Source organism: Acrocarpospora sp. B8E8, from assembly GCF_039871605.1.
Classification (GTDB): Bacteria; Actinomycetota; Actinomycetes; order Streptosporangiales; family Streptosporangiaceae; genus Acrocarpospora; species Acrocarpospora macrocephala.
On the sequence record NZ_JBDPLV010000034.1, the window covers coordinates 92,785 to 119,296 of the forward strand.

Here is a 26,512-nt window from a genome sequence, read left to right on the forward strand (position 1 = left end):
TGGGATTGACCACCAAGGGCGGTGAGCGCGTCGGCGCTCACCGCCCGCGTCTGGCCGAGGGCGGGTCCACCTCCACCGCGGCGCTGATCGGCAAGATCACGCTGCTCGGCGCCATCAACGCCCTGGCCGTCTACGGCCTGCTGACGGCCTTCGCCGTCGGCGACTGGGGAATCTTCGGCTTCGTCGCGATCGCCACCGCGGTCGCCGACTACGTGTACTTCAGCAAGCGGGTCGAGGCGGGCAAGTACCTGGTGCCGGGGCTGTTGTTCCTGCTGGTCTTCCAGGTCTACATCGTCGTCCATACCGCGGCGGCGGCGTTCACCAACGTGGGCGACGGCCACAACCTGGAGAAACCGCGCGCGCTTGAGCACATTCTCGCGGTTTCGGAGAAGCGTGTCCCGGACAGCCCGCTCTACAAGGTCGCGGTGGTCACCGGGAGCGATGGCACGCTGGAACTGCTCGCCACCGACCCGGCCGGTCAGGTCACCCTGGGCGGTGAGCAGGTGACCGAGGGGATCACGCGGGATTCCTCCGGTAAGGCCACGGCGGTGGAGGGGTATCGCACGCTGGAGTTGCGTGACCTGACCACGCGCCAGGAGGAGGTTCTGGATCTGCGGGTGCCGCTCGGCGCGCAGGGCGCGTTGCGTACCCAGGATGGGGCCACCGGGTTTCTGGCCCGGCCGACGCTGCGGCATGATCCGGCTGCCGACACGTTGACCGATGTGGAGAGCGGCAAGGTCTACGCGGCTTCCCATTCGGGGTATTACGAGGCCGCCGACGGGAGCACCCTCACGCCGGGCTGGACGGAGAACGTCGGGTTCGACAACTTCGCGCGGGTGCTCACCGACACGCGGTTGCGCGGGCCTTTCGTCTCGGTGTTCATCTGGACGTTCGTGTTCGCGGCGCTGTCGGTGCTGTTCAACTTCGCGATCGGGTTGCTGCTGGCGCTGGCGCTGAACAAGACCGGGATGAAGGGGCGCAATCTCTACCGGTCGTTGCTGGTGTTGCCGTATGCGGTGCCGTCGTTCCTGAGCGCGCTGGTGTGGACGGGCATGCTCAATCAGACGTTCGGCTTTGTGAACCAGACGCTGCTCGGCGGGGCTGACGTGCCCTGGCTGAATGATCCGTGGCTGGCCAAGGGCAGTGTGCTGCTGGTCAATCTGTGGCTGGGGTTCCCGTACATGTTCCTGATCTGCACGGGGGCGTTGCAGGCGATTCCGGCCGAGCTCAACGAGGCGGCGAAGATCGACGGTGCGAGTGCGTGGCAGCATTTCCGGCGGGTCACGTTGCCGTTGTTGCTGGTGTCGACGGCGCCGTTGCTGGTGGCGGCGTTCGCGTTCAACTTCAACAACTTCACGGTGATTTACTTTGTCACCGGGGGTGGGCCCAACCTGCCGGAGGCGCCGATCACGCTGGGCAGTACGGATCTGCTCATCTCGATGGTGTACAAGATCGCGTTTGGCGGGGCCGGGCGGGAGTGGGGGTTCGCCTCCGCGATGTCCGCGATGATCTTCGTTATCGTGGCGGGTATCTCGGCCTTCGGGCTGCGGCGGACGCGCTCGCTTGAGGAGACGTACTCATGAGGCGCTGGCTGGCCGACACCGGATGGCGGCACCTGGTCGGGTTCTTCATGCTGGCGTTCGCGCTGTTTCCGCTGGTCTTTGTCATCAGCGCGTCGCTCAATCCGCGTGGGACGCTGACCGCTTCGGCGACGCTGTTCGATGGGGCGTCGCTGGACAACTATCTGAAGTTGTTCACTTCGCCGACCTTGCCGTATACGCGGTGGTTCGCCAACACGATGATCATCGCGGGAGCGACGGCGGTGCTGACCGTGCTGCTCGCGGCCAGCGCGGCCTATGCCTTCTCGCGGTTCCGGTTCCGGGGGCGGCGGCTCGGATTGCTGGGACTGCTGCTCGTGCAGATGTTCCCGCAGGTGCTCGGGGCGGTCGCGATCTTCCTGTTGATGGCGCGGATCAAGGGTGTTTTCCCTGGTATCGGGCTGGGCACCCAGTGGGGGCTGGTCATGGTCTACCTGGGCGGGGCGATGGGGGTGAACACCTTCCTGATCAAGGGATTCTTCGACTCCATCCCGCGTGAGCTGGACGATGCCGCCAAAGTGGACGGCGCAAGCCACGCGCGGGTGTTCTTCACCATCATCCTGCGGCTTGGCGCGCCCGTGCTCGCCGTCATCGGGCTGCTGGCGTTCATCAACACCGTCAACGAGTTCCTGGTCGCCAGCGTGATCCTGCAGTCGCCGTCGGAGCACACGCTCGCCGTCGGCCTCTACACGTTGATCTCCGAACGGCTCTCCGCCAACTGGGGCGTCTTCGCCGCCGGGGCGCTCATCGGGGCGATCCCCAGCGTGCTGCTCTTCCGTTTCCTGCAGCGTTATATCGTTTCCGGTCTTCTCAGGGGGTCAGTAAAGGGATGAAAGTCGCGCTCGTGCCGCACCATGACGGTTCGGCCCTGCACGTGCCGGAACAAAGCCCTTCACTCGGCGACATCGTTCCTGTTTATGTACGCCTTCCGCACGGCTATCCGGTCGAAGCCGTCTATGCGCGCACGGTTTACGACGGCGAACCGCGGTACGCGCAGGCGGTCGTCGATCACCAGGACGCGCTGGAGGTCTGGTGGCGTGCCGACCTGCTCGTGCACAACCCGGACACGCGTTACCGGTTTCTGCTGGATCGGGGGGATGGCGGGCACATCTGGCTGCACGCGGGTGGGCTGAGCGACCATGACCCGACCGATGCCACCGACTTCCGGTTGACCACGTTCGGCGGCCCGCCCGCCTGGGTGGACGATGCGGTGATTTATCAGATATTTCCGGATCGGTTTGCTCGGTCGGGGCAGGTGGATCTGCCCGCGCCCGATTGGGCGTTGCCCGCGCAGTGGAACGACAAGGTCATCGACCGGGGGCCGCAGGCGGGGATCCAGTTCTATGGCGGTGACCTCTACGGGATCGCGGACCGGCTGGACTATCTGGTCAAGCTGGGGGTGGACGTCGTCTATCTGACGCCGTTCTTTCCGGCCGCGTCCAACCATCGGTACAACGCGACCTCGTTCGACCAGGTGGATCCGCATCTGGGTGGGGACGCCGCGCTGGCCGCGCTCACGGCCGCCGCGCATCAACGGGGGATGCGGGTCATCGGGGACCTGACGACGAACCACTCAGGCGACACGCATGAGTGGTTCCGGCGGGCGATGACCGATCCGTCCTCGCCGGAGGCGTCGTACTACTACCTGACCGGTGACGGCGGGTACGTCTCCTGGTTCGACGTGCCTTCGCTGCCGAAGCTCAACTGGAGTTCGCCGGAATTGCGGGAGCGCATTCTGGCGGTGGCTTCGCGGTGGCTGCGGCAGCCGTACGGGCTGGACGGGTGGCGGATCGACGTCGCCAACATGACCGGGCGGCAGGGGGCGGAAGATCACTACCACGAGGCCGCGCGGGCGTTGCGCGGGGTCGTCGATGGGGAGAAGTTCCTGTTCGCGGAGCATTTTCACGACTACACGGCTGATCTGCCCGGTGACGGCTGGCAGGGCGTCATGAACTACGCCGGTTTCGCCAAGCCGGTGTGGTCGTGGCTGACGCCGTACCAGCGGGGGCCGATCATCCCCGGCATCCCGCTGCCACTGCGGGCGCTGCCCGGCGAGCGGACCGCGCAGACGATGCGCGCGTTCGCGGCCGGCGTGCCGTGGTCGGCCACCAACGCCAACGTCACCCTGCTCAGCTCGCACGACAGCCCGCGCATCCGCACCTTCCTCGGCACCGCCGAGCGCGTGGCCGTCGCCGCCGGGTTGCTGTTCACCTATCCCGGCACGCCCATGATGTTCATGGGCGACGAAATCGGCATAGAAGGCGCCAACGGCGAAGACGCCCGCGTCCCGATGCCCTGGGGCGACTCTGTCCATTTCGCCGAACCGACCTACGACGTCTACCGTGAACTGATCGCTCTACGCCGAGCCCACCCCGCCCTCCGCAACGGCGGCCTCCGCTGGCTCCACGCAGGCCCAGACGTCCTCCTCTACCTACGCGAATCCCCCGAAGAACGCCTACTGATCCTGGCCTCTCGCGCCCCCCACACCTCCCTCCACCTGCCCGCCGCTCTCGCCCGCGACATCCCCCACAACATCTACGGCGGAGCCCACACCACCCTGACCGACGAAACCCTCACCCTCCCCACCGACGGCCCAACCTTCCAGGTCTGGTCCCTCTAACCCCGGCCCGGATCCGGCACGCCTTCCTGCAGCAAGCCGATCCGGACCGGGACACCACCCGCGGCCCGCCTGGCCCCACCCCGGGCGGGCCGCTTCCATGCGGCGGGAAGTCTTGCCGCGCTGAAGATCAACAGTTGACGATCATGGGGGTATATCGGGTGCGCTGACAGCCACCGATCCGGGGAGCTCGATTTTCCAATGCAGGCGACCACCCTCACCCGACGCCGCATGATGTTCCTCGGCGCGACCTCCGGGCTCGGTCTCGCGACCCTCGGCCGCTGGCCCGCGCACGCCGCGGCCCCATGGCCCACCCAGCGAGGGGACGGAACGACTTTCGGCGACTCGGAGCGTTTCATCGGCGAGATGCTCCACGTCGGTGACCCGCTCGCCGACGCGGTGGTGGCCGAACTCGTGCTGCTTGGCTCGGACGGTAAGAAATTCCTCCAGAGCGGCATCGCGCAGGGTCTGAAATCCCTCGCCGACCCGCCGCCCGCGCTCGCCGCGTTCCTCCGGGCCAACGAGACGATTCCCCCGTGGGTCACCCCTTCGACGTACACGGGTGGATCCAGGACATTCATGTCCATCCCGCTGCCTGCGCATGCGCTCACCCTGGCGCTAGGCGCCCTGACCCACACCTACAGCTCGCCCGCCATCGCCGCCGTCCTGATCGGCACGGGCGAGCTCATCAACAGCACCCAGCGCCGCCTCCTGGAAACCACCGACTGGTTGCTCCGCTGCATGCAACCAGGGGCGCTTCGCGTCGGCGGCCGCGGCTACGTCGCCACCCTGCAGGTCCGCATGCTGCACGCCCAAGCCCGCGCCAGAACCCTCGCCAACGGCTGGAACGTCGCCGCCTTCGGCACGCCCATCAGCCAGGTCGACCTGGCCCGCACCTGGCTCGACTTCCTCCCCATCTCGTACGGCTGCCTCTCCCGCCTCGGCTACGACCTGACTTCCAACGAAATTTCCGACCTCTACCGGACGTGGTGGTACATCGCCCACCTGCTTGGCATCGACCCCCGCTTCTACCGCTCGATCACCGACCACACCACCGCCCGCCGCCTCCTCACCCTCGTGGACGCCACCAACCAACCCCCCGACGCCAACTCCCGCGCCCTCGTCACCGAATCCGTCCGCGCCACCTCCGGCCTCTTCTCCCTGGCCACCGTCCTCCCACCCATCAGCGCAGAAACCGTCAACGCCACCTTCCGCCACATCAACGGCGACCCCATCTCCGACCTGTACGCCATCCGCCGCACCCCCGCCCAGGCCCTCATCCCCCCCACCGCCCTGGCCACCCGCAACACCCGAACCCTGGCCCGCGCCATCCCCCTCACCTGGAACACCCAGATCAAATTCAACGAAAGCCTCACCGAAACCTTCCTCAACCTCCTCCCCACCTCCGCTTACGCAAACGGCGGCTACGCCCACAAATAGATCAGCGCGAATCGTATCGAATCAGTCACATCTCCTCCGGGTAAGCAGCCCAGGACGCCATCAGGCGTCTACATTTACTGCGTGTCACGGGGGCTGATTCAGCCTGGGTCAGTTTGAATCAGCGCGCATGGTAATGGGGGACAGCGACGTGGCCGATGTGTCGGAAGGCGAGGGGAGCGATTCTCGCGCGCGCCGCTTGCGGCTCGCGGCCACGTTGCGCCGCCTGCGGGATCTGTCCGGCCTGTCCGGTCGTGAGCTCGCCCACCGGGTCCAGATCAGCCAGTCCAAGGTGTCGCGTATCGAATCGGGAGTGACCATGCCCTCCCTGCCGGAAGTCCAGCGCTGGGCGGAGGCCGTCGACGCGCCCCTGGACACCCGCGAACGGCTGGCCGACCTGACCCAGGCCGCCGTCTACGAAAGCCACGCCTGGCGCACCGCGCTCCAGGGCAAGCCGCACCTGCAGGACGACTTCCAGGAGCGGGAGTCCTCCGTCCGCCTGGTGCGCAACTTCCAGTGCGCGGTCATCCCCGGGTTGCTCCAGACGGCGGCGTACGCGCGCGCGGTGTTCGCGATGTCGGTCTTGCCGTACGAGAAGGAGGACCTGGCCGCCGCGACGGCGAGTCGCCTGTTCCGGCAGGAGGCCCTCTACGAGGGCGACCGGCGCTTCGACTTCCTGATCACCGAAGCGGCGCTGCGCTGGCGGCCGAGCTCGCCGGCCCAGCTGCTCGCGCAGTGGGATCGCCTCGCGTCCGTGAGCACGCTGGACAACGTCTCCATCGGGCTGATCCCGCACGGCCGCCAGTCGACCGTCCTGCCGCTGCACGGTTTCGTCATCTACGGCCCGGTGTACGGCGGCGACGACGACACCGCGGAAACCTTCGTGGAGGTGGAGACCAACCACGCCAAGCTCACCATCCCCGACTTCGATATCACGCTGTACGAGAAGCAATGGTCGCTGCTCACCGAGATGGCGATCTTTGACGATGCCGCACGAGAGTTCCTCACCGAACTCGCCACCGAGGTACGCACCGAGATGAGCTAGCCATGCTCGGGCCAGCCCCGCCCCGACGAGAAGGGCCGCGACCCCTTGGCCGCGGCCCCCGTTCTCGCCCCTCAGGCGAAGGTTCCCTCGCGGACCTCGAACTGCCCGTTCCGCACCCCCGCGCAGAACGCCCGCCACTCGCCGGGCGTGAAGTAGAGGACGGCCCCGTGCGGGTTCTTCGAATCGCGAACCGCGATCGTGTTCAGCACCGCGACCTCCACACACTCCCCGACGGACCCGCTGAAGGTGCTCTTGCGCCAGCTCTTGCTCGCCATGATGTTTCCCTTCCACGGCCGGTCTTTCCGGCCGTGGCACCAGCATCGACGCCGTGGTTAGCCGAAAGGCTCGCGGAAACCTCGCCTTGGATGGTGGATTCGTATGACAAACCTCAACAAAAGTCCCCTGCTTGACGTTTCACTCCTCGGACGGGTCAAGGTTCACGTCCGCGGCGAACCGGTTGACCTGCCCCCCAAGTCCCAGCTGCTGCTGGCCTCCCTGATCGAGCTCCGGGGTGGGGCGCTCTCGGCCGCGCAGTTGACGGAACGGCTGAGCGAGGAAGGCCGGAGGAAGGCGGACCATCCGATCGGGCTGTTCTACAGCCATATGGACAAGCTGCGTACGAAGCTGCGTGTCGCGCATCCGGATGCGGGGGCTCTGATCCCGGACAACCACAAGCGGGAGGGCTATCGGCTGCTGGTTGGCCCAGAGGTGGCGGTCGACGCCTACCGGTTCGAGGATCTGGTGAAACTCGCCCAGGCCGCCACGGACAAGGGCGAGTTCGTCCGGATCGCCGAGCAAGCCCTGCGGCAGTGGGGCGAGATCCCCCAAGGGCTGCGCGGGGGTGAACCGCTGGCAGGACTGAACGGTCTGTGGGCAGCCGGGTACCGAGGCTCGCTCCAGCAGAGCTACCAGAACACCCTGATCGCCTGGCTGGAGGCCCGGACCGAGATGGGCCACCACGTGGAGCTGCTTCCCGCGCTCACCCAGCTTTCCAGCGAACCGGTGCCGAACGAGATCGTCGCCGGCCTGTACATGCAATCACTCAGCCGGGCCGGTGGCGCCGGTGACGCGATCCGCGCGTTCGAGCAGATCGAGGACCGCCTGACCGACCTCGGCCTGGTCCCCGCGCTCGAACTCCGACGCCTCAACCGTCAGCTCAAGACCCAAGGCGCCACCATCACCCTGGTCGATCAGTCGAAGGAGCGTTCCATGACCGAAAACGAATCCGAACAGCCTGCCGAGACGATCCAGCCGAAGATCGAGAAAGTGGACGCGCTCGCCACCGGGGAGCACGGCACCGCCATCAGGAACCAGTGGAACGTGCCCGGAACACACGCGCGGATCAACTACAGCGAAGGCTCCATGGAGGTCACCGAGACGCAGGCGGACGAGCAGTGAACGAGATCGACCCGCCCCCGAAGGAGCCGGACTCCGATGAGCCGCCGCGGCTTCAGGCGGAGAAGGGCGAACCCGCGCGGCCGCACGAGCAACTGGCGGAGGAGATCCGCGAGCGGCTGCTTCGCCTGGAAGGTCTGTCCCGGCTCTATCCGGAATCCGTCGGGGCGGCGGCCTTCGGCGACGGCACCGCGATCAAGAACCAGTTCAACATGCCCCAGGGCGGGCGGATCTATCACGCGGACGGCGACATCACCATCGGTTCGCCCGGCCACGAGCAGCGACCCGAGCCGATCCCGCTGACCGAGGACGAGCTTGCCCGTCTCGACCCGGAATACCTCGTCGTCACCGAAACCCTCACCACCCTGGCCGAGGCCATGCAACCCGGCCGGGTCCACGGGCTGGCCGGGCCGCTGGGCTCGGGCCGTACCACGCTCGCCCTGGCCGCGCTCGCCCGATTCGGAACCCGACCCCGCGTCGTCACCCTGCCCGGCGTCACCGACCCCCGGCGGCTCCGCCTCGCCGACGTGAAGGCCGAGACCGGTTACCTGATCGACGCCAGCGACGCCGACTGGACCAGGAGCAAGAACCAGGCGGTCTTCCAGCACCTGACCCACCTGGCCACCCAGGCCAAGTCCGCCTTCGTGGTGCTCCTGAGCGAGCGCGCCCACCTCACCCCCGTCCAGCGCTCGACCTACGTGGTGAGCCACGTCCCGCCCCACGCGATCCGCGTGTTCGAGCGCTGCCTGGCGTACGGGCTGCGCGACCAGAGCCGCTTCGAGGCCGACCGGCAGGCCAGGCGGCTGGCCGAGCACCAGCGCATCCGGGAGGAACTCGACAGCGATACCCGGCCGCGGGAGGCGTACGCGCTGGCCATGTCGGTCCTGAATCGGCTGCGCCAGGGCCGGGACCTGGACGAGGTGATCAACGAGGTCTGCGACGAGCGGCCGTCCCGGCTGCGCGAGCGCGCCCAGAGCCTGCTCGCCCCCGGCCCGGCCGCATCGGCAACGCAGGCCAAGGAGTCCATCTACCGCCGGAGTTTCGTGCTGGCCCTCGCCGTGCTGGACGGCAAGTCCATGGTCACGATCACCTCGGCCACGCTCCGGCTGGCCGAGAAGGTGGACGTCGAGCGGGATGGTCCGTTTGTGGAATCCACCTGGTCGCCGTTCGACGAGACCCTGTCCGGCTGGCTCGAGTACGCCCACGCCGAGGACGACCACCAGGACGAGGGCACCGAGCGGCGCATCCGGCTGCGCGTGCCCGCGCTGATCCCGATGATCCTCGATGTGGCCTGGCACAATCATCCGACCTTGCGCGAGCCGCTCACCGACTGGCTGTCCGACCTCACCGAGGACGAGGACACCCAGGTCAGGATCGCGGCCGCGCAGGCCATCGGCAAGCTCGCCGGCTACGACTACACGGCGATCGACGAGGAGTTCATCCAGCCGTGGGTGCGCGCCTACCGGGTGGCCGGTCACCGGCTGGCGGCGTGGGCGCTGGAGGCCGCCGCCCAGGAGGCCAGGTTCGCCCCCCGGGTGCGGAAGCGGCTGCAGGCGTGGGCTCGCGGCACGCTGCCGCAGCGGTCGGTGGCCGTGCGCGCCTACGCCACCTCGCTTGGGCTCCTGGACATCGGCGACACCCTGTCCGGCCTGCGCGGAATCGCCGCCACCGCCCGCGCCGACCTGCGCACCGAGGCCGCCCGCGCGATGGCGGAGCTCTCGCTCGGCGGGGCGCACCGCGAGATCGTCCGGGAGCTGGCCGACTGGGCCAGGGCCGGGAACACCGGCCTGCGCACGGCCGCCGTCGAGGCCATGCTCCGCCTCGCCGTGGCCACCCGCGATCACGAGCCGCACCGGCCGTTGCTGCTCGGCATGCTCGTTGAGGGCGAGGCCGTTGAGGGAGGGGCCAGGGTGCGCGCCGAGATCATGCAGTTATGGCGTAACGCGCTCGCCGACCAGGGCGGCCGGGCCTGGCCCGCCTTCGGCGCGTGGGCGCGGCACGCCGACACCGATCCGGGACTGGCTCCGCTCCTGGGCGACTTCGTCGCCGGACTCGGCGCCGACCCGAGGTTGCGCCGGGCGCTGCGCTTCTACCTCAGCTGGTGGCGGGACCGGGTGATCTCCACGGCCACCGCGAACACCTTCCTCGCCTACCTCGATCGGAGAAGTCCCTGATGTCCATGACGCGGCCTGAAAGGACCGGCTGGACCAGCGTCATCCGATCCTGGTTCCGGTCCACCCCCATTCTGGAATCGACCTCCACCCACGTGATCGATCCGCCGTTCGCCTTCGAGACGCCCGCGTTCAACGACAGCTTCCACTTCCCGGTGACGGTCCGGCTCCAGTGGCGCGCGACCGGCAACTGCCCGGCCGGCACGCTGTCCAGCGAGGTCAACCTCTGCCGGGAGCGGTTCCGCTACTTCGTGGAGGACACCATCCGCTTCTACGCCCGCGGGTTCGAGCCGCATCGGGCGGCGGACGCGGAGGCGATGGTCAACGAGAAGCTGAAGGGTGTCCGGGTCGTCGACCACGGGGTCCAGTTGGAGTGCACGGCGGTGATCCGGCTCCTGCCGCCGCTGCCGGTGGTCCAGCAGCAGCAACAGTTCCTGCACCAGCGGCTGGAACGCGAGGCCGACCATGAGGCGACCAAGCGGCAGATCGAGGCGATGACCGACCTGCGCCGGCGCTGGCGGGAGCTCCTGTCCGAGGGCCTGGACGACTGGATCACGCCGCACGCGGTCCGCCTCGCCGAGACCCCGACCGGGATCGCCGACGTGACCGACACCATGCTCGGCGAGCGGCGCAGCGAGGCCGAGGCGTTTCTCGGCATGGTCAAGCGGGTGGTCGACGCGCAGCAGGCCGCCAACGTCTTCGACTTCGTCGCGAGCAGCGAGACGGTCATGCGCAACACGCTGAAGATGATGGGACTCCCCGTGCCCGATCTTGTTCCCGGGTCGGTCTTCAGCGACCCGGACGATGCCAGTTAGGAGGATGTTGTGGCGATTGCACGAACCACCGGCTGGCTGTGCGGGCAGTGTGGCAACGACGCGGGCGAGCAGACCACCTGCCCCCACTGCGACGCGGTGCTGCTCGCGGCCGAGCTGCCCGTGCAGCGGCGGCGGGTTGCCCCGGCCGTTCCCTTCCTGGCGGTTCTCACGCTGATGGGAGTCCTCGTCGCCGTGATCTTGCTAAACGGCGACGAGACCCCCGTCACGACCGGTTCGCTGGTGAGCGAGATCAGCGAGACTCCCGTTCCGTCGCCGTCGCCGTCGATATCACCCTCTCCGCTGGACTTGTCCGCTGAGCAGGCCACGGCGATCGACGACCTGCTCACCAACAGCCAGGCCAGCCGGCTGGATCTGGGTGCGGCGATCGCCGGGGTGACCAGGTGCCAGTCCAGCGCGATCGGCGTCATCTCCGACATCACCGAGGCGCGCCGTGCCCAGCTGGAGTCGGCCCGGGACCTGCGGGTCGATTTCCTGTCCGAAGGCACGGCGCTCAAGGGGCATCTCGTCAGCGCGCTCGACTCCTCGTACCAGGCCGATGCCGCCTACCAGGCGGCGGCTGAGGAATTCCTCGCCGCCGGGTGTTCGGGCAGTCCCGCCTTCGGCGCAGGCAACTGGAACTCCGAGCGGGCAACCACGCACAAGACGCGATTCGTGGCGATCTGGAATCCGATCGCGTCGGGCTTCGGCCTGCCCACCCGGAAGGTGGGCGAGATCTGACCCTTACGGCTTGAGCATGATCTTGATGGCTCCGTCCTGCTTCTTCTGGAACATCTCGTAGGCGTGCGGGGCCTGGTCCAGGGGCAGCTGATGGGTGGTGAAGTCCATCACGCCCAGCGGGTCGGTTTCGTCGTTGACGAGCGGGAGCAGGGCGTCGGTCCAGCGCCGGACGTGGGCCTGGCCCATGCGTACGGTGATGCCCTTGTCGAACATCCGGAGCATGGGCAGCGGGTCGGCGGTGCCGGCGTACAGGCCGGAGATGGACAAGGTGCCGCCGCGGCGGACGATGTCGATGCCCATGGTGAGGGCGGCGAGGCGGTCGATGCCCGCGTTGGTCATCAGGGTGGCGGCGAGCTTGTCCGGGAGCAGGCCGGTGATCGTCTGGGCGAACTTGGCGGCCGGAGAGCCGTGGGCCTCCATGCCGACGGCGTCGATGACGGCGTCGGTGCCCCGGCCGCCGGTGAACTCGCGTACGGCGTCAGCGACGTGGTGGGTCTCGCTGGCGTCGATCATCTCGGCGCCGTGGCGGCGGGCCATGGCCAGGCGTTCCATCACGCCGTCCACGGCGATGACGCGGTAGCCGAGGTGGCGGGCGATCCTGGCCGACATCTGGCCGATCGGGCCGAGGCCGAGGACGGTGACGCTGCCTCCGTCCGGGATGTTGGCGTACTGCACAGCCTGCCAGGCGGTGGGCAGGACGTCGGAGAGGTAGAGGTAACGCTCGTCGGGAGGGCCGTCGGGCACCTTGATCGGGCCGAACTGGGCCTGCGGGACGCGCAGGTATTCGGCCTGGCCGCCGGGGACCTGGCCGTAGAGCTTGGTGTAGCCGAACAGGGCGGCGCCGGTGCCGTACTCGGGGCTCTGGGTGGTCTCGCACTGGGCGTACAGGCGGTTGTCGCACATCACGCAGTGCCCGCACGAGATGTTGAACGGGATGACCACCCGGTCGCCGGGTCTGAGGTTGGTGACCTCGGAGCCGACCTCTTCCACGATGCCCATGGCCTCGTGGCCGAGGATGTCGCCTTCGGCCAGGAACGGGCCGAGCACCTCGTAGAGGTGCAGGTCGGAGCCGCAGATCCCGGTTGAGGTGATCTTGATGATCGCGTCGTTGGGTTCCTTGATCGCCGGGTCCGGGACTTCGTCGACGCGGACGTCGCGCTTTCCGTGCCAGGTGAGAGCCTTCACGTCTCCTCCTCGGTTCGCTCTGGCGTGCTCAGGACTTGCCCATCGCGGCCCGGATGGCGTCTCGGGTGCGGTCCATGATGGCGGTCGGCGGGCCAAGCAGCACGTTCTTGGTGGCGGACTCGACGCCCGGGTGGGGGCGGGTCGGGGCCAGGGCCTCGGCGGCCTTCACGCCCGCGGTCATCGCGCGCAGCTGCGGGCCGCTGGCCTTCTCGCGCAGCTTGGCGAACTCGAACTTCTCCTCGGCTTCGGCGTGGGCGAGCACGTCGGTGCGGAGCTCGTCGAAGTATTTGAGGAAGTCGGGGTGGTCGGTGCCCATGTCGTCGAGGCGGCTCAGCAGCTCCTTCGCCGAGTTCTCCTCCTGGAGCCGCTGGTCCACCACCTTGTCGCCGCCGGCGATGGCCTTGCGGGCGTACGGGTGGACGAGCTCCTCCTCGGCGGTTTCGTGGATGGCGAGCAGGCGGACGAGATGGTGGAAGACATCCTGCTGGCCGGTGCCCTTGGTGGTGACGACTTCCTCGAACAGCTCCCGGATCTCGTCGTGCTGGCGCATGAGAAACGTGATGACGTCCATGTCTGTGTCCTTCATGACCCTTCTTCCTTATTCGCTGCTTGCGCTACTTTCGCTGCTTTCGCGTTATTTGCGGTTAAGGGTCACGCATGCCCAGGTATGTCGGGTCGAACCGGGTGGGCGCGCTCCCACGCCCGAATTGGGTACGCGTTTGGGGAAGTTTGGGGGAGAGCGCAACGTCCGGTGGGTGTGGCTTGGGGATCAACGAGAGGTCGCGACGAGCTTGGCCAGGTCGAGGTAGTCGCCGCTGATCTCGGCCAGCCAGGGGTCGTGGATGTAGTCGAACGTGCCGGTATCGGTGTCGAGCAGGGCGATGCTGCCGGGGGCGACCTGTTGCTGCGGGTTGACCGGGTTGGGGTCCCAACGGGTGATCTTGGGTGGGACCAGTTGGGCGAGGGCGTACGAGATGGTCCGGCCATAGTGGCGGTGGCCGTTCTCGTGGTGGTAGTGGCCGCTGACGTGCAGGCGGGGTTGTAAATGCTCGATGAGCTTGGTCAGTTTCGCGGATCCTTGGACGTGGCCGTGGACGTTGCGCGACATGCCGTATGGGCCTTCGTGGGTGATCAGGATGTCTACGCTGCCGGGTTCGGCGGTGAGGAAGTAGGCGTAGGCGTCGGGGTCGAAGTCCATTTTGCCGGGCACGTCGACCATGCCGAGGAAGCCGACGCGCTGACCGGCGAGGTCCAGGACCTGGCCGCAGGCGACATGGTGGTAGGCGGCGAGCGGATCCACGGGGGTCACGCCGGCGGCGGACGCCTGGTGCAGGGTGGCGAGCCACTCGTGGTCTTCGTGGTTGCCGCTCACGAACAGGAATGGCGGGAGTTCCGCGAGCGCGAGCCGCACTCCCGCGGCGAGGTGTGGTGAGGGGTCGAGCAGGCGGAAGAAATCGCCCTGGGCTGGGGCGTTCGCGCCGAAGCGGCGGCTGGGTTCGTCCCAGCGTTCGGGCGAGGGGAACGCGCCCAGGTCGCCGACCTGGATCAACGCGTCGAGGGTGATTCCCCGCCGGTTCTGGAGCATGACCGCCGCGCCCAGCGCGTGCAGCACATAGCCATGGACATCACCAAAGAATGCGACCTTCATCGCATGTCCTCCTACGTTCGAGGACCCGGCGACGCAGGAGTGGCGCAACGATACGGCGTCAGCCACCGGTTCCCGCCCGGTAGCTCACGTCCAACCGCTCCACCGCTCCTCGGCGGCCAGGCCTGATCTTCTTGATGCTTTGCGATCAGTCTACGCCTTGATGTACGGACGAGAAATTCCGCGCTAATCGGAGGTGAATTGACGGGCAATGGAGGATTCGGTGGCTGACTGTCGCGGGATGGTCGGCGCGTATTATTGGGTGGCCGATCGAGTGGTTTATTGAAGAGGTGGCTCTTGCCCAGTGCCGAACCCCGTGACCTGGGTGACTATCGGCTGACCAGCCGGATCGGGAGCGGCGGGCAGGGCGAAGTCCATCGGGCCACCGCGCCGTCGGGGGCCGAGGTCGCGGTCAAGATATTGCATGCGACGCTTTCCGAGGACGACGGCGCGCGCCGCCGATTCTTCCGGGAAGTGGAACTCGCGCGGCGGGTGGCGCCTTTCTGCACGGCGCGGGTCCTGGATGTGGGCGTCCATGACAATCAGCCGTACATTGTCAGCGAATTCGTGCCTGGCGCGTCGTTGCATCATGTCGTACGGCAGGAGGGGCCGCGCACGGGCGGAGGGCTTGAGCGGCTTGCCGTGGCTACCGCGACCGCGCTGGCCGCTATTCATCGGGCCGGGGTCGTGCATCGGGACTTCAAGCCGAGCAATGTCATCATGGGCCCGGAAGGGCCGGTGGTCATTGACTTCGGCATCTCGCGGGCGCTTGACCACACGGTCACGCACACGGGGTCGATGGGGACGCCCGGCTACATGGCGCCCGAACAGGTCGCGTCCGGCGAGGTGGGTCCGGCCGCCGACGTCTTCAGCTGGGGCGCCACGATGGTGTACGCGGCGAGCGGCCGTCCGGCCTTCCAGGGCGACTCGGTCCCGGTGGTCCTGCACGCCCTCCTGTACGGCACCCCAGACACGTCCGGCGTCCCCGACAGCCTGCGCCCATTAATCACGAAATGTCTGGATAAATCACCCGAGAACCGGCCTACGGCGGCTGACCTCGTCAGAACTTTGACTGGCGATGACACTCCTGCCCCTTCCGCGAGCGCTGCGCCTCTCCCGAGCATCGCTCCGGTCGCGGGTGCTGCTTCTTTCCCGGGTGCCGCTCCGGTCGCAGGCCCCGCACCCGTCGTAAATGCCCCGCCCGATATTCCATCTCGTTCGACCGCGAACCTTCCCCCCACGGATCGACTTTCCACCAACCCTTCCGCCACGGATCGGCCTTTCGCGGATCTCCCCTCCACGCGCCTTGCGTCCATGGACCCTCCGTCCACAGATCTCGCGTCGCCGTATGCTTCGTCCGGGCAGCCCGCGAATGGCCTCCCGTACACCCAGCCGGTCCGTAAATCCCGGCGCACCCCGATCCTGCTCGTCTTGGGCAGCATTCTCGTGGTCGCCGCCGTGCTGACAGCCGTCACCCTGTGGCCGCGGAACAGCACCCCCACAAACCAAGCCCGCACCAGCACAACCCTCAAACCCTCCTCCACATTCGGCACCCCTGTCGGAGACCCCATCCGCGTCCACACCGACGACGTCCGCTCGATCGCGATCGGCCAACTCGACGGCCCCATCTCCGTGAGCGGCTCCGACGACAACACCGCCCGCGTCGTCGACCTGATCCAAGGGGTGGAACTCACCCCCACCCTCACCGGCCACACCAAATGGGTCCGCTCCGTCGCCATCGGCACCCTCAACAACGAACCGATCGCCCTCACCGGCAGCGACGACGGCACCGCCCTGGTCTGGAATCTCAACACCCGCCGGCGCACCGGCTCACCCATCGCCGGAAACCCCGGCGGCATCAAAGCCGTCGCCCTAGGCGACCTCGACGGCACCCCCATCGCCATCACCGCCGGAGTCGACAAAACCGCCCGAATCTGGAACCTCCGCACCCGCGAACAGATCGGCGCCCCCCTCACCGGCCATACCGACACCGTCTGGTCCGTTGCCCTGACCACGCTCGACAACACCCCGATCGCGGTCACCACCAGCGACGACAGCACGGTACGCCTCTGGGATCTCCGTACCAGAAAACAAATCGGCGCCCCCATAACCGGACATCAAGGATGGGTACGCTCCGTCGCCGTAGCCGAACTCGACGGCAAGCCCATCGCCCTCACCGGCGGCGAAGACAACACCGCCAGAATCTGGGACCTCACCACCCAAACCCAACTCGGCGCCCCCCTCACCGGCCACACCAGCTGGATCTGGTCGGTAGCCCTCACCAAAATCGGCGACAACGTCATCGCCCTCACCGGCAGCGAAGACAACACCGCCCGCGCCTGGGACCTCTCCACCCGAAAGCTACTCGGCCCCCCACTAACCGGCCACACCGACTGCATCTGGTCCGTCACCTTCGCCGAACTCAACGGCAAACCCATCGCCGTCACCGGCAGCAAAGACGAAACAATCAGACTCTGGAACCTCACCTAGAACACTTTCAGAATGCCGCTGCCGCCGCACTTGGCACCGGTTACTTGAGGCCGTCTCCGCATCACGGCAAAACTGGACGTCCCAAATCTTTAAAGTGCGGTGGTTGAGGTATTTCCTCACCGCGCATTAGTGTGAAAAGCGGAGGAAATCGAATATGAGTGACCTTCGCGCAACAATTGGCTGCGCCGTAGTCGTCACTGCCGCGCTGTGCCCGGTCAGCAGTTCGGAGGCTTCAACCGACTCCACGTCGGCCAAGGTCATCACCTCGATGACGGCGGCTCCGGGCGCCGATCCACCGTCGCCGTACCAAGAGGGCTACGCGGAAGGCACACGCAACGGCATGGCGGCCGCTGAGCAGGATGCTTGGCAACGTTGCCAGTTCGACGTGAACAAGGGATACGCCCTGGCTTACGCGGATAAGGAGGGTGCTTGGTGGGTGGGGTACAGAGCAGGCTACGGCTCTGGATACTCCCAGGGATACGAGACCTCTTCTAAGAAACACTGCGTCCCATGAGGTCGGCGCGGCACTCGTAGGGACGGTGAAGATTTACGAACGCCGTCACGACAGAACCAGGCACGTTCTTAGTTAGTGCCCCCCGCAGCACGCCTGCACATCAAGAATCTCAAACGGCACCAGCCCTACCGACCCATCCGGCAGCAATCCCGGCGTCGCGGCGAGGGTCAGCACTCCGCTTTTCCGTTCCGGCCGCAGATACCCGCGCGTATCCAGCACGACCTCCGGTCCGGCCGGGGACGGCGACGCCAGCACAGACACCTGCTCGATGGCCGACCGCTCGACCAACTCCGCCACCGTCAGCACACCACCTATTCCAGCGGATCCGGCGAAAACCACGGCTCGCCCGCCTCCGGCCTCAAATTCGGCCACCGCTTGCGACGCCCCTGCCGCCAGTTCTTCCGGCCCGGTACGCCTGTCGCCCCACGCAACGCCGTACTCCGCCAACTGCTCGGGCTGGACATCAGGTTCCACGACGAGGGTGACCGCCACATGGGGGCGGCCGGTGCGCACGAAGTGCGTACAGGCCAGCGTCGGCGGCCCGAGCATCGTCACCAGGTCGTGGATCAGATGCTCGGCCGCCGCGACGTCGGGGGTGCCCGCGTCGATTCCCAGGATGGTCATCCGCGCGGACGCACCCAGAGCGGGTTGCTGTAGAACCACAGGTCAAGCCACGGGTCGGCGTCGCCGAGCACGTCCATCTGGGGCCCGGCCGGGTCCACGCCCGCACCGAGCAGGCCGACCGCGGAGCGTTTGCCGTCCGTGCCGCGCACCCGCAGGTAGATCGGCCGATCGACCGGCCCGATCCCGTACACGAACCGGACGGATCCCTTCGCCCCCGCCGTGACCTCGAAGGACTTGACGACCTTCGTGCTCGGCGTGGTGAACACGTCGGGATCGGCGGCCGGTCCGGTGACGTCGCCCTGGATGACGTCCACCCGGGCCAGCACCGGCACGAACTGCGCCCAGTTCGGCTCGGCGGCCAGATCGATCTCGATGACCAGCTCGACCGGCGTGCCCTTGCGGACCGCCAGCGTGTCGCCGAGCGTGATGCCCGAATCCCGGCTCCCGGCGACGCGGGCGCGCACGTTCAGGCCCCTGATGAGGTTGCCGTGGTCGACCCAGACCCGGCCCGCGCGCAGGCCGCGCATGACGGCGGCGTAGGAGAAGTCCTCGGCGCCGACGTTGGTGCGGCTGTAGAAGCCCGGCCAGAAGTCACCCGCCGTGACCTGCGTGGGCTGCCCGTAGACGGGGTCGTTGTAGCGCCCGTTGGCCTCGAAGTCGCTGTTCGGGCCGCGCTGCGCGGTGTCCCCGTACACCTGGTGCGAGTCCGAGTTCGCGCTGATCCACCATGGTTTGCCCTCAGCGAGCAAGCTGTCCCAGAGCCCGCCGACGGTGGACGTCATCCAGTCGAAACCGCCGAACGTACGGTAGCTCTCGACCGGATACGCCGGGAATGAGGCCGCGCTCGGGCTGCCGCTGTAGAAGCCACGCCCGCTGCCCGGCCCGAGCGGCGCCTTGATCCCCGCGGCCTGGTGGCCGGGCGCGCCCTCGAAACCGACCGCGATCGACGGGTCCGAGTCCCGCCAGGCGCGGATCTCGTGCGGCGAGTCGACGCCCCGCCGCGCCGGGTGGTTGGCGAAGAACAGCGCGTCCGGAACGCGCCGCCGCCGCACCTGCTCACCCAGGAACGCGATCCCCGCCACGGCCAGCGCCTCATTGGCCGGCGTGCTGTCGTTGGCGCTCTTGACCGAACCGTCGTAGGAGTTCTCGAACTCCTTCAGCACCGCGACCTCGTTGCGCCCCGGGTGCACGAAAACGGTGGCATGCTCAGCGGCCGGAATGTTCCACTCCAGCCCCTGAAAAATCAGCACATCCTCGTACGCCTCACGCGCCTGGACGATGTCCGGATTCACCTTCTCCACACCGATCCTGGCGTGCGCCGCGCCACCATGGTCGGTGATGACCATCCAGTCCAGACCGTACGCGTTGGCGTGCCGCACGTGGTCGACCACGCGGTAGAGCGCGTCACTGCTGTGCTGGGTGTGAATGTGGTGATCGCCCGCCAGCCATTGGTACCCGTGCCGCGGCTCCCGCCCCGGATGCCGAGGCGTCGCCGCCGCGGCCGGACTCGCCACCGCCCCCGCCGCCATCGCCGCCGCACCGAGCAACCCCGCCCGCCGCATCAGCGACCGCCGGTTCAACTCACCCGGCTCCAGTTCCCGCTCCGGCACGGACAGGTCGCCCGCGTGATCGTGATGGTGCTCGTGCTGGTCATGATGGTGGTGACTGTGGCCCATTGTCGCCTCCGTATCCGTCTGGTACGGAACAGACCATGGGCCACCCGTGAGAACACCCGGTGACACCGATCAATCCAACGAGTGAAGCGTCACCACCCGAACCACCCGATTCCCGACACCATCACTCGCCTACACGCATAAACCAGCACCGACTCGTAGTCCCGCCGTGGCTGCCCTTATCTCCGTCGTCTCGGTGCCGGGGCTACCCAGTGATCTGTTTGAAGGCCCCCTCGAACTTCGTCCCGTCCGGCTACGTTGGCCACGTGCTGATTAGCTACGCCGAGATCCGGGATCGGATATACGAACTCGCCCGGCAGCACGACTTGCGGGTCGATTGGGCGGAGACGACTCGGTCGGCTCGCCTAGTCTTGCTCCACGACCGCGATCAGATCGTGGTCGGCCGGGCCTCGGTGCCGGTACGGCCGGTAACGGCTCGTGCCGTATTGGAGCTCCAGCGCGCGCTTGAGCATCTGTTCGGAAAGGAGTGGCTCAAATGACCACGACCACCGCCACCCACCGGCTTACCTTTCACATCACCCGCGAAGAAGACCTGCAGACCGGCGCACTGGTCTGGGTCGCCGCCCCGGTCGACCACACCATCGGATGCGTGGCAGGCGAGACCCTCGCTGACCTGTATGCCGAGGTCGAGCAGTTCAAGCACTTCGTCCTGGACCTGCCCGAGGAGACGCCCATCGTGGTGGAGTATGTCTACGCGCTGCCCGGAGTGCAGGAGGCGCTGGAGTCCCTGGCCTCTCAGCTGACCGAGGCAGGGATCTCACAGGCCGATCGAGCCGAACTCCTGCGTCATATCTCCGCTGCCTGACGTGCTCACCACGCCTTTCGTCCTCGTGGAACGTCAGTGATTCTCCGCAGTCGCCGGTGGCCATTGGTTTCCCCAGGAGATGTCGCGGGCGTGCTGGTAGAGGTCGCGCTGGCGTTTGGAGACGATGGCGTCGGTCAGGCCGTGTTCGTCTGTGCACAGGCGCATGGAGACCATTCCCTTGCGTTGGGTGGGATGGCGTAGGACCCGGTTGGTCGCCCGCGGCCAGGGGTGGCGGGAGGCGGCGACATAGGAGAACTTCTCGTCTTCGAAGCTGAGGGTGCCTACCTTGATCTGCCGGTGCAGGGCGGTGCGGTTCAGCCGTACCGAGAAATGGCACCAGTCCCGGCCGCGGGGGATCGGGCAGGCGTGGTCATGCGGGCAAGGAGCCACCACTGACAGACCATGATTTATCAGCACATCGCGGGCGGCGAGGATCCTGCCGTATCCCGCCGGAGTGCCAGGCTCGATCAACACGACCATCTCGGCGTCCGCGGCCAACGACCCGACGACGCTCTCCTGCACAGCGGAGGGCAACTCGCCCAGCACGTACGACATGGTGACCAGATCCGCCACAGGTTTATCCACAGCCTTGTGGATAACTCCACGCCTCCACTGACCCCTACGCACAGCCGAACTCTCCGACCGTTTCGCCAGCCATTCACCCATGGCGATCGCCTTGGGCGACTGCTCCAGAACCGTCACCTTCTCAAGCGACTCCCAGACACGCGCCGCCGCCCACACCGAGGCCCCGGTCCCACCACCGACATCCACATGGGAACGCGGCAAGAAGCCCGGCGCCAACTCCGCCGTATGACGCAAAGCCGCCGACACCGCCGCGAACGTCGCAGGCATCCGATACCCGGCATACGCCGCAACATCGATCTCCGAGTCGAGGATGACCTCAGCGGGAGCAACCCCATCCCGATACTGCCTCATCAAATCCTGCACGGATCGCGCCATATCAGCGGGAGCGAATCTCCTGAGCGCGGCATCGAGTGCGTCGTTGAGATCGCCCGGCAGACTAGCCGTGACGGCCATAACGTAGTGCTCCAAGTTCCAGTCCATCAGCACCTGGCGCCCGCCGTCGGCCATGCGCCAATTCAGTGTAGTGCCGGACCCACGCCGGTCCGAGGAGCTCCGTTGCCGGATCGGCTGTTCACCAAGATACGATCCCGAGCTCCGCCAGGAACTCCCACACCTCGGTGGACGGGATGCGGTCAAGCACCCGGCAGTCTTTCGCGTGGCCACTCTTGGCTGTGCATATCAAACTCGGGCAGTTGGCGATCAGCATCTTCGCCCGCTTGGCGGCTGCCGCCTCTTGCCCATTCAGCGCCCGCTGGTGAGGTGTTGCAAGGCTCTTGCCGAAGTCACGGAACGCCTGATGAGCCGCGCGCAGCTTATCCTGAACGTTTTTCGACGTTTGGCCACCAGACACGCCAGACACAAAGTGCAGCAGGAGCCAAAGTTCGAAACACGGGTTGGAGAAGGCGGTTCGCACACCCGCGGATTCCGCTCGCCCGTACGACTCCTCAAGACGACTATGTTCGTCTCTGTCAAGAACGCCCATACCTGCTCGCGTTGCGGATCGTCGAGTTCGTCGAGCTCCGCAATCGCACGGTTCACCACATCGTGTGGCTTCAGCCCATTGCGCTCCCAGACGACCTTGATCTCAAACGTACGTGGATCGCCGGCGAACCTGTCCACCAGGTATTCCAGGTAGTCGCGCTCGGTGTTCTCGCCCTCGACAACGGCATAGATCACCCGGCGTTGTCGGCCCTCGGAGACGGCACGGGGAATTCGCGCAGCGCCACTCGGCGGGCCTTTCCTCCTGACTTTGCTCACAGGTTGGCTCCAGGAGACTGCTTCTCGATCTCCACCGCTATACCGCCGAGCCCGATGCGGGGCACTCCGCCGTACCGGCCGCGTAGGTAGCCACGTTCCAGGCTCTCGTCAGCGCGTACACCGACGTCGGTGAGTGGGTAGAGCTCGGACTCACCTGATTTGCGTTTCTCGGTGATCCACACATGTTCGCGGTCGAGTGGGCGCTCGACATGGGCTTTGCTCAGCAGTGTCGCGTCATGCCCGGTGAATATGAGCTGCGCCCCTCGTGGATTGGCGACCGGGTCCTCGAAGAGGCGGATCACCTCGGCCACCAACACGGGATGCAGGCTGGAGTCCAGTTCGTCTACGAGCAATACGGCGCCCTCATCGAGGGCCTTGAGTAGCGGTCCCAGGAAGGCGAACCAGGCGAGTGTGCCGAATGACTCCTGCTGGCCCAGGTCGAAGGGCACCGGGCCGTCCTTGCCGTGATGTGTCAAAGAGACCTCGGGCAGTTCCTCGCCTCGATCCTCGACCACTACACCAGCCACGCCCAGGTCGGCCACCGACAACAATCCTTCGACGCGTTCGCGGAAGGCGGGCTTGAGAAGCTCCCAGCGCGTGTACGCGTCACGTTGGCGCAGATCGTCATCTGGGCTGACCAGCCAAAGATTGGCTTTGAACCAGTCGTGCAAGGGCACCAACTGTTTCATCTGGAAAGATCCGGCGGCGGTGAGGAAGAGGGCGTTGGGCCGGGTGTATTCGATCACGGGCTTCTTGGCGCCCTTGAGGCGATCGCTCGGGAAACGATATTCCTCCTCGCCCCGTTCCGGCCGCTCGGCGTCTCGATCAAACCAGACTTGCCGCCGACGACTCCCCTCCGGGAAGACGTGGAGCCACTCCGTCTCCACTCGCTGGTCGGACACCTCAAACCCATAGACGTAGCGGTCGCCTCGAATGACCACGTCTACTTCGAACAGGGACGCTTCCTGGGTAGCTTCGCGGTCGAGCACGAAGGGCCGCCTCGGCACGCCCCTGAGCCTTGCCCAGTCAGCCACGGAATCGAGAACGGCGTGGCGCATCCAGCGCATCGCCGCGAGCACGTTCGTCTTCCCGGACGCGTTGGCGCCGAAGACCGCGGCCACGGGGGAGACCCGCAGGCCATCGAGAGCTCGCGCGGCCCGGTCAGCTCCATCCGGAGCGAGCAGCGACAGCTCGAACTCTCGGCGAAACGACAGAACGTTCGCTGCTCGGAATCCCACCAGCACGTCGAGCCTCCGTACGGAGATGAGGAATCCTTCCGTATCCTACGCCCTGATTTGTAGAAAACCCGCACGATGAGACTCAGAATCCGGTCGCTATTCGACGATCTGGGCGTTCACGCGTTCGATGAGGCCGTCCCGGATGGTGTAGACGTGCTGGACCATCTGGTCGGCCAGAGTTTCGCCCGCGTGGTTTCGGATTACCTGATGTACGTCGGTGATGATGCGGCCGTGGGGGTCGAGCGTGAATCCTTGGGGGTTCGAAGTGGGGATCGCGTGTCGAACCGGCGGAGCCAGTAGGTGCGGATCTGGTGGGGGCCGTCGAAACGGTCACTGCGATGCATCGGTTTCTCCTTGCGTGGTGTAGGCGTAGCCGTCGGCGCGTTGCAGCAGGCGGAGGTGCCGGTGGTGAATGCCCTGGACGGTGCCAAGGGCGGTGGTGATGTTGAAGCTGCCGGTCGTCCGAACGGCGACGCGGCCGGTGTACGTGCCCGCCTTCTTGCCGCCGGGGACCACGGCGCGGACCAGGTCGCCGGTGGCGTAGCCGAACAACCGCTTGGCCCGTGGCATGCGCAGCCGGGGAAAGCCGTGCCGGTCGGTGCGGGTGCGGGTGTAGGCGCCACGCCCGGCGCACCCGGCGACCAGCACGACCGCCACCAGTTCGGTGACGGTGCCGAGCTTGCCCACCGCCAGCGCGTCCAGCGTGTGCGTCTTGGACAGGCCGCACCGGGTGCGGTTCCACTTGGTGCGCCCGCCGGATGCGGTGTGCGTGGGCCAGGAGGCGTCCAGCGCCCGCCACAGCGCCCACCGGGTGGCGTTCACCGCGGCGGCGTCCCGCAGCGGCGTCTTCGCCCGGCGCAGGATCTCCACGGCCCGCTTCGGCGCGAACTCCTCCACGGGCCGGTTCCCTTTGGCCCGGTTACACGGGATGCAGGCCAGGACCAGGTTCGACACCCGGTCCGAGCCACCCTTTGAGCGGGGGTTGACGTGGTCGATGTTCAGCGGCACCACGGTGGTGCCGCAGTAGACGCAGGCACGGCCGAACTTGGCGAGGAGGTACTCGCGCACCTCGACGCCGTGCAGGGTGCCGCGCTGGTACTCGGCGCCTTCCAGAGGGCGGCCGGCGGTGATGGCGTGGGTGTCGAACGCGACGCGTTCCACGTGCACCGCCGTGACGGGAGCCCACCGGGTGAGCCGGTCGACCCAGGAGACGGTGGTGCCGACCCGGTGCCGCAGCGACGGCGCCAGCCAGCCCTTGGGGCGGGTCCGGTTGAGGAAGCGGGGGGCGCGGTAGCGCAGGTTCCGGGTACGGCGTCCGCGCCGGTAGGCGGCCCGCTGCTCCAGCTTCTTACGAATCTGCGCGCCGCGGTGGTCGAGCTGCACGGCGTACCGGCCGCGCCGCTCGCCCGCCTGGGCGGTGAACACCGCGATCCCGGTGTGCTTGCTGCCGGGGTCGACGCCCAGCTCGACGCCGTTCACCTGCGAGTCGGCGATCGTGCGGTCTTTCAGGCGGATCACGAACGGGGTGTGCCGGGCCACCACCGCTCTCCCGGCCTTCAGCAGCCTGCGCGCCCTGGCGGGCGTGGTGGGCTGTAACGGGGTGCCGCGCTTGTCGAGCACGAACACGAACGGGTGCCGCTCACGCGGCCTCTCCCCGGCCCTTGCGGGCTCGGGAGTGACGCCACCGGTGGCAGGTGAGCCGCCGGTGGTCTCCCCTCGACCATGTCCCGCACCGGATGCCGTAACACGGCGTCCGAGCCCCGTTTCGTCCCTGATCCCAGGGTTGTCTGCTGACTCGAATTCGAGAGCGAGCTGCTGAGGAAGCACAGCCCGGTCGGTCTTCCGTCCTGCACGGAACGTAGCCATCAAGGTCACCTCCTGTCGGTGATGGCTGGGTCTGGTAACACACGGGCCTTCAGCCACGCGGGCTGAAAGCCCCCGCCTTCAGGCGGGGGATCCGGTTACGTCGGGCCAGTCGACTTCGGGGCTCATGATCGCCAGGAGTTCGTCGATGTTTCGGCTGTTGAACGCGGTGTACATGCGTTGGAGTAATTCGGTGGGTCAACCCAGTCGGTCGATATCGAAACCAGGGGCGACAATTGCGGGCAGCTGCGCTTCGCGCAGCAGGATAGCCAGGTGACACAAGGCCGAGCCGCCGTCGAAGACCATTCCCGCGATGTCGTCGATGACCTGCGACAAGATCACATAAGGGCGGCTGGCGTACAGGATCGGTTTGGTGGGCAGGTTCGCGATGCGGGCTCGCAAGGCAGTGATGGTCTCGTCGTCGGGGACGTTGGCGGTGTGGCCGATGCTGACGATGGGCGCGATGGACAGGCGCTCCAAGGCGGGGCCGTCGGCGACGGCCAGCACCGGACCTTGTGCCCGGCCCGCGGAAAGGACTCGGCCGCCGATGGCCGTCTTGGGGGCGGCGCAGGTCGCGGTGAGGGAATAGTCGACTAGGTGCGGTTGGCCGTGATCGGTGAGCACCCACTCTAGGCAGGCTCCCGGATGGATGCGGTTGACCCGGTTGGTGAATGAGTCCTTCGTGCCCCGGGGTGACGCCGCTGCGGCGTGAAAAGGGGAGGCTGTCCCGCCGTACTCCGGATCGTGATGCGCGGGCGGTGGCCTGATCGGCAAGGCTGTGGGCGGCGAGGTCGTT

General features: G+C 67.2%; 26 protein-coding genes. 14 read left to right on the top strand and 12 right to left on the bottom strand.

Features of this window, described 5'->3' with window-relative positions; translation table 11 throughout:
- Positions 1-5 precede the first annotated feature (5 nt).
- From ABGB08_RS29580 to ABGB08_RS29600, 5 genes are all read left to right on the top strand, one after another.
- Positions 6-1,583, top strand: a complete 1,578-nt coding sequence (locus ABGB08_RS29580) for an ABC transporter permease subunit (protein ID WP_347596392.1) — start codon at positions 6-8, stop codon at positions 1,581-1,583.
- Entirely contained in the window at positions 1,580-2,431 is an 852-nt protein-coding gene (locus ABGB08_RS29585; RefSeq protein WP_155354454.1) for a sugar ABC transporter permease, read from the top strand. Before ABGB08_RS29580 ends, ABGB08_RS29585 begins: the two co-directional genes overlap by 4 nt.
- Positions 2,428-4,218, top strand: coding sequence for a glycoside hydrolase family 13 protein (locus tag ABGB08_RS29590; RefSeq protein WP_347596395.1), 1,791 nt, complete (start codon positions 2,428-2,430; stop codon positions 4,216-4,218). Before ABGB08_RS29585 ends, ABGB08_RS29590 begins: the two co-directional genes overlap by 4 nt.
- A 198-nt stretch (positions 4,219-4,416) precedes the next feature.
- On the top strand, positions 4,417-5,655 hold the full coding sequence (locus ABGB08_RS29595) for an oxygenase MpaB family protein (protein WP_347596398.1): 1,239 nt from the start codon (positions 4,417-4,419) through the stop codon (positions 5,653-5,655).
- 148 nt (positions 5,656-5,803) lie between these two features.
- Positions 5,804-6,697, top strand: coding sequence for a helix-turn-helix transcriptional regulator (locus ABGB08_RS29600; RefSeq protein WP_347596401.1), 894 nt, complete (start codon positions 5,804-5,806; stop codon positions 6,695-6,697).
- Between the two features lie 71 nt (positions 6,698-6,768).
- Here the strand turns inward: ABGB08_RS29600 and ABGB08_RS29605 are convergent, their stop codons facing one another.
- Positions 6,769-6,972, bottom strand: a complete 204-nt coding sequence (locus ABGB08_RS29605) for a DUF397 domain-containing protein (protein ID WP_347596404.1) — start codon at positions 6,970-6,972, stop codon at positions 6,769-6,771.
- 103 nt (positions 6,973-7,075) lie between these two features.
- Between ABGB08_RS29605 and ABGB08_RS29610 the strand changes: the two genes are divergently transcribed.
- The 4 genes from ABGB08_RS29610 to ABGB08_RS29625 are packed head-to-tail and all read left to right on the top strand — an operon-like array spanning position 7,076 to position 11,816.
- A complete protein-coding gene (locus ABGB08_RS29610) occupies positions 7,076-8,095 on the top strand; it encodes a BTAD domain-containing putative transcriptional regulator (protein WP_347596407.1) in 1,020 nt (339 codons plus the stop codon).
- Positions 8,092-10,266, top strand: coding sequence for a hypothetical protein (locus ABGB08_RS29615; protein ID WP_347596410.1), 2,175 nt, complete (start codon positions 8,092-8,094; stop codon positions 10,264-10,266). The genes ABGB08_RS29610 and ABGB08_RS29615 overlap by 4 nt, the downstream gene beginning before the upstream one ends.
- Before the next feature lie 5 nt (positions 10,267-10,271).
- Entirely contained in the window at positions 10,272-11,078 is an 807-nt protein-coding gene (locus tag ABGB08_RS29620) for a hypothetical protein (protein ID WP_347596413.1), read from the top strand.
- A gap of 9 nt (positions 11,079-11,087) precedes the next feature.
- A complete protein-coding gene (locus tag ABGB08_RS29625) occupies positions 11,088-11,816 on the top strand; it encodes a hypothetical protein (RefSeq protein ID WP_347596416.1) in 729 nt (242 codons plus the stop codon).
- 3 nt (positions 11,817-11,819) lie between these two features.
- On the opposite strand, the gene ABGB08_RS29630 is transcribed toward ABGB08_RS29625, so the two are convergent.
- The 3 genes from ABGB08_RS29630 to ABGB08_RS29640 form a co-directional block, all read right to left on the bottom strand.
- A complete protein-coding gene (locus ABGB08_RS29630; RefSeq protein WP_347596419.1) occupies positions 11,820-13,001 on the bottom strand; it encodes a zinc-dependent alcohol dehydrogenase in 1,182 nt (393 codons plus the stop codon).
- A 28-nt stretch (positions 13,002-13,029) separates the two neighbouring features.
- On the bottom strand, positions 13,030-13,587 hold the full coding sequence (locus ABGB08_RS29635) for a hemerythrin domain-containing protein (RefSeq protein ID WP_347596422.1): 558 nt from the start codon (positions 13,585-13,587) through the stop codon (positions 13,030-13,032).
- 183 nt (positions 13,588-13,770) lie between these two features.
- Positions 13,771-14,649, bottom strand: a complete 879-nt coding sequence (locus tag ABGB08_RS29640; protein ID WP_347596425.1) for a metallophosphoesterase — start codon at positions 14,647-14,649, stop codon at positions 13,771-13,773.
- Positions 14,650-14,943: 294 nt separating this feature from the next.
- Between ABGB08_RS29640 and ABGB08_RS29645 the strand changes: the two genes are divergently transcribed.
- Positions 14,944-17,136 (top strand): protein kinase, encoded by a 2,193-nt coding sequence (locus ABGB08_RS29645; RefSeq protein WP_347596428.1) that lies wholly within the window; start codon positions 14,944-14,946, stop codon positions 17,134-17,136.
- 154 nt (positions 17,137-17,290) lie between these two features.
- Positions 17,291-17,650 carry a hypothetical protein gene (locus tag ABGB08_RS29650; RefSeq protein WP_347596431.1) on the top strand — a complete coding sequence of 120 codons (360 nt, stop codon included), beginning with the start codon at positions 17,291-17,293 and terminating at the stop codon, positions 17,648-17,650.
- Positions 17,651-17,722: 72 nt separating this feature from the next.
- On the opposite strand, the gene ABGB08_RS29655 is transcribed toward ABGB08_RS29650, so the two are convergent.
- Together ABGB08_RS29655 and ABGB08_RS29660 are read right to left on the bottom strand one after the other, a co-directional pair.
- The gene (locus tag ABGB08_RS29655; RefSeq protein WP_347596434.1) at positions 17,723-18,274 is read right to left on the bottom strand and encodes a hypothetical protein; all 552 of its coding nucleotides are present in this window, start codon (positions 18,272-18,274) and stop codon (positions 17,723-17,725) included.
- Positions 18,271-19,950, bottom strand: coding sequence for a PHP domain-containing protein (locus tag ABGB08_RS29660; RefSeq protein WP_347596437.1), 1,680 nt, complete (start codon positions 19,948-19,950; stop codon positions 18,271-18,273). Before ABGB08_RS29660 ends, ABGB08_RS29655 begins: the two co-directional genes overlap by 4 nt.
- A 263-nt stretch (positions 19,951-20,213) precedes the next feature.
- Here ABGB08_RS29660 and ABGB08_RS29665 point away from each other — a divergent pair, with 263 nt between their 5' ends.
- Positions 20,214-20,447: a hypothetical protein gene (locus ABGB08_RS29665; RefSeq protein ID WP_347596439.1), complete on the top strand. Its 234-nt coding sequence runs from the start codon at positions 20,214-20,216 to the stop codon at positions 20,445-20,447.
- Positions 20,444-20,773, top strand: a complete 330-nt coding sequence (locus ABGB08_RS29670) for a hypothetical protein (protein ID WP_347596442.1) — start codon at positions 20,444-20,446, stop codon at positions 20,771-20,773. The genes ABGB08_RS29665 and ABGB08_RS29670 overlap by 4 nt, the downstream gene beginning before the upstream one ends.
- A 33-nt stretch (positions 20,774-20,806) precedes the next feature.
- On the opposite strand, the gene ABGB08_RS29675 is transcribed toward ABGB08_RS29670, so the two are convergent.
- From ABGB08_RS29675 to ABGB08_RS29685, 3 genes are all read right to left on the bottom strand, one after another.
- Positions 20,807-21,838: a small ribosomal subunit Rsm22 family protein gene (locus tag ABGB08_RS29675; RefSeq protein ID WP_347596474.1), complete on the bottom strand. Its 1,032-nt coding sequence runs from the start codon at positions 21,836-21,838 to the stop codon at positions 20,807-20,809.
- A gap of 261 nt (positions 21,839-22,099) precedes the next feature.
- On the bottom strand, positions 22,100-22,615 hold the full coding sequence (locus ABGB08_RS29680) for a hypothetical protein (RefSeq protein ID WP_347596445.1): 516 nt from the start codon (positions 22,613-22,615) through the stop codon (positions 22,100-22,102).
- The gene (locus tag ABGB08_RS29685; RefSeq protein ID WP_347596448.1) at positions 22,612-23,736 is read right to left on the bottom strand and encodes an AAA family ATPase; all 1,125 of its coding nucleotides are present in this window, start codon (positions 23,734-23,736) and stop codon (positions 22,612-22,614) included. The genes ABGB08_RS29680 and ABGB08_RS29685 overlap by 4 nt, the downstream gene beginning before the upstream one ends.
- A 192-nt stretch (positions 23,737-23,928) precedes the next feature.
- Here ABGB08_RS29685 and ABGB08_RS29690 point away from each other — a divergent pair, with 192 nt between their 5' ends.
- Positions 23,929-24,153: a hypothetical protein gene (locus ABGB08_RS29690; protein WP_347596451.1), complete on the top strand. Its 225-nt coding sequence runs from the start codon at positions 23,929-23,931 to the stop codon at positions 24,151-24,153.
- 30 nt (positions 24,154-24,183) lie between these two features.
- Here the strand turns inward: ABGB08_RS29690 and iscB are convergent, their stop codons facing one another.
- The 3 genes from iscB to ABGB08_RS29705 form a co-directional block, all read right to left on the bottom strand.
- On the bottom strand, positions 24,184-25,473 hold the full coding sequence (gene iscB / locus ABGB08_RS29695; RefSeq protein ID WP_347596454.1) for an RNA-guided endonuclease IscB: 1,290 nt from the start codon (positions 25,471-25,473) through the stop codon (positions 24,184-24,186).
- Positions 25,474-25,797: 324 nt separating this feature from the next.
- Positions 25,798-25,893: a nuclear transport factor 2 family protein gene (locus tag ABGB08_RS29700; protein WP_347596457.1), complete on the bottom strand. Its 96-nt coding sequence runs from the start codon at positions 25,891-25,893 to the stop codon at positions 25,798-25,800.
- 21 nt (positions 25,894-25,914) lie between these two features.
- Positions 25,915-26,512, bottom strand: a 598-nt coding sequence (locus ABGB08_RS29705; protein ID WP_347596460.1) for a PEP-utilizing enzyme, incomplete at its 5' end; no start/stop codon positions are given.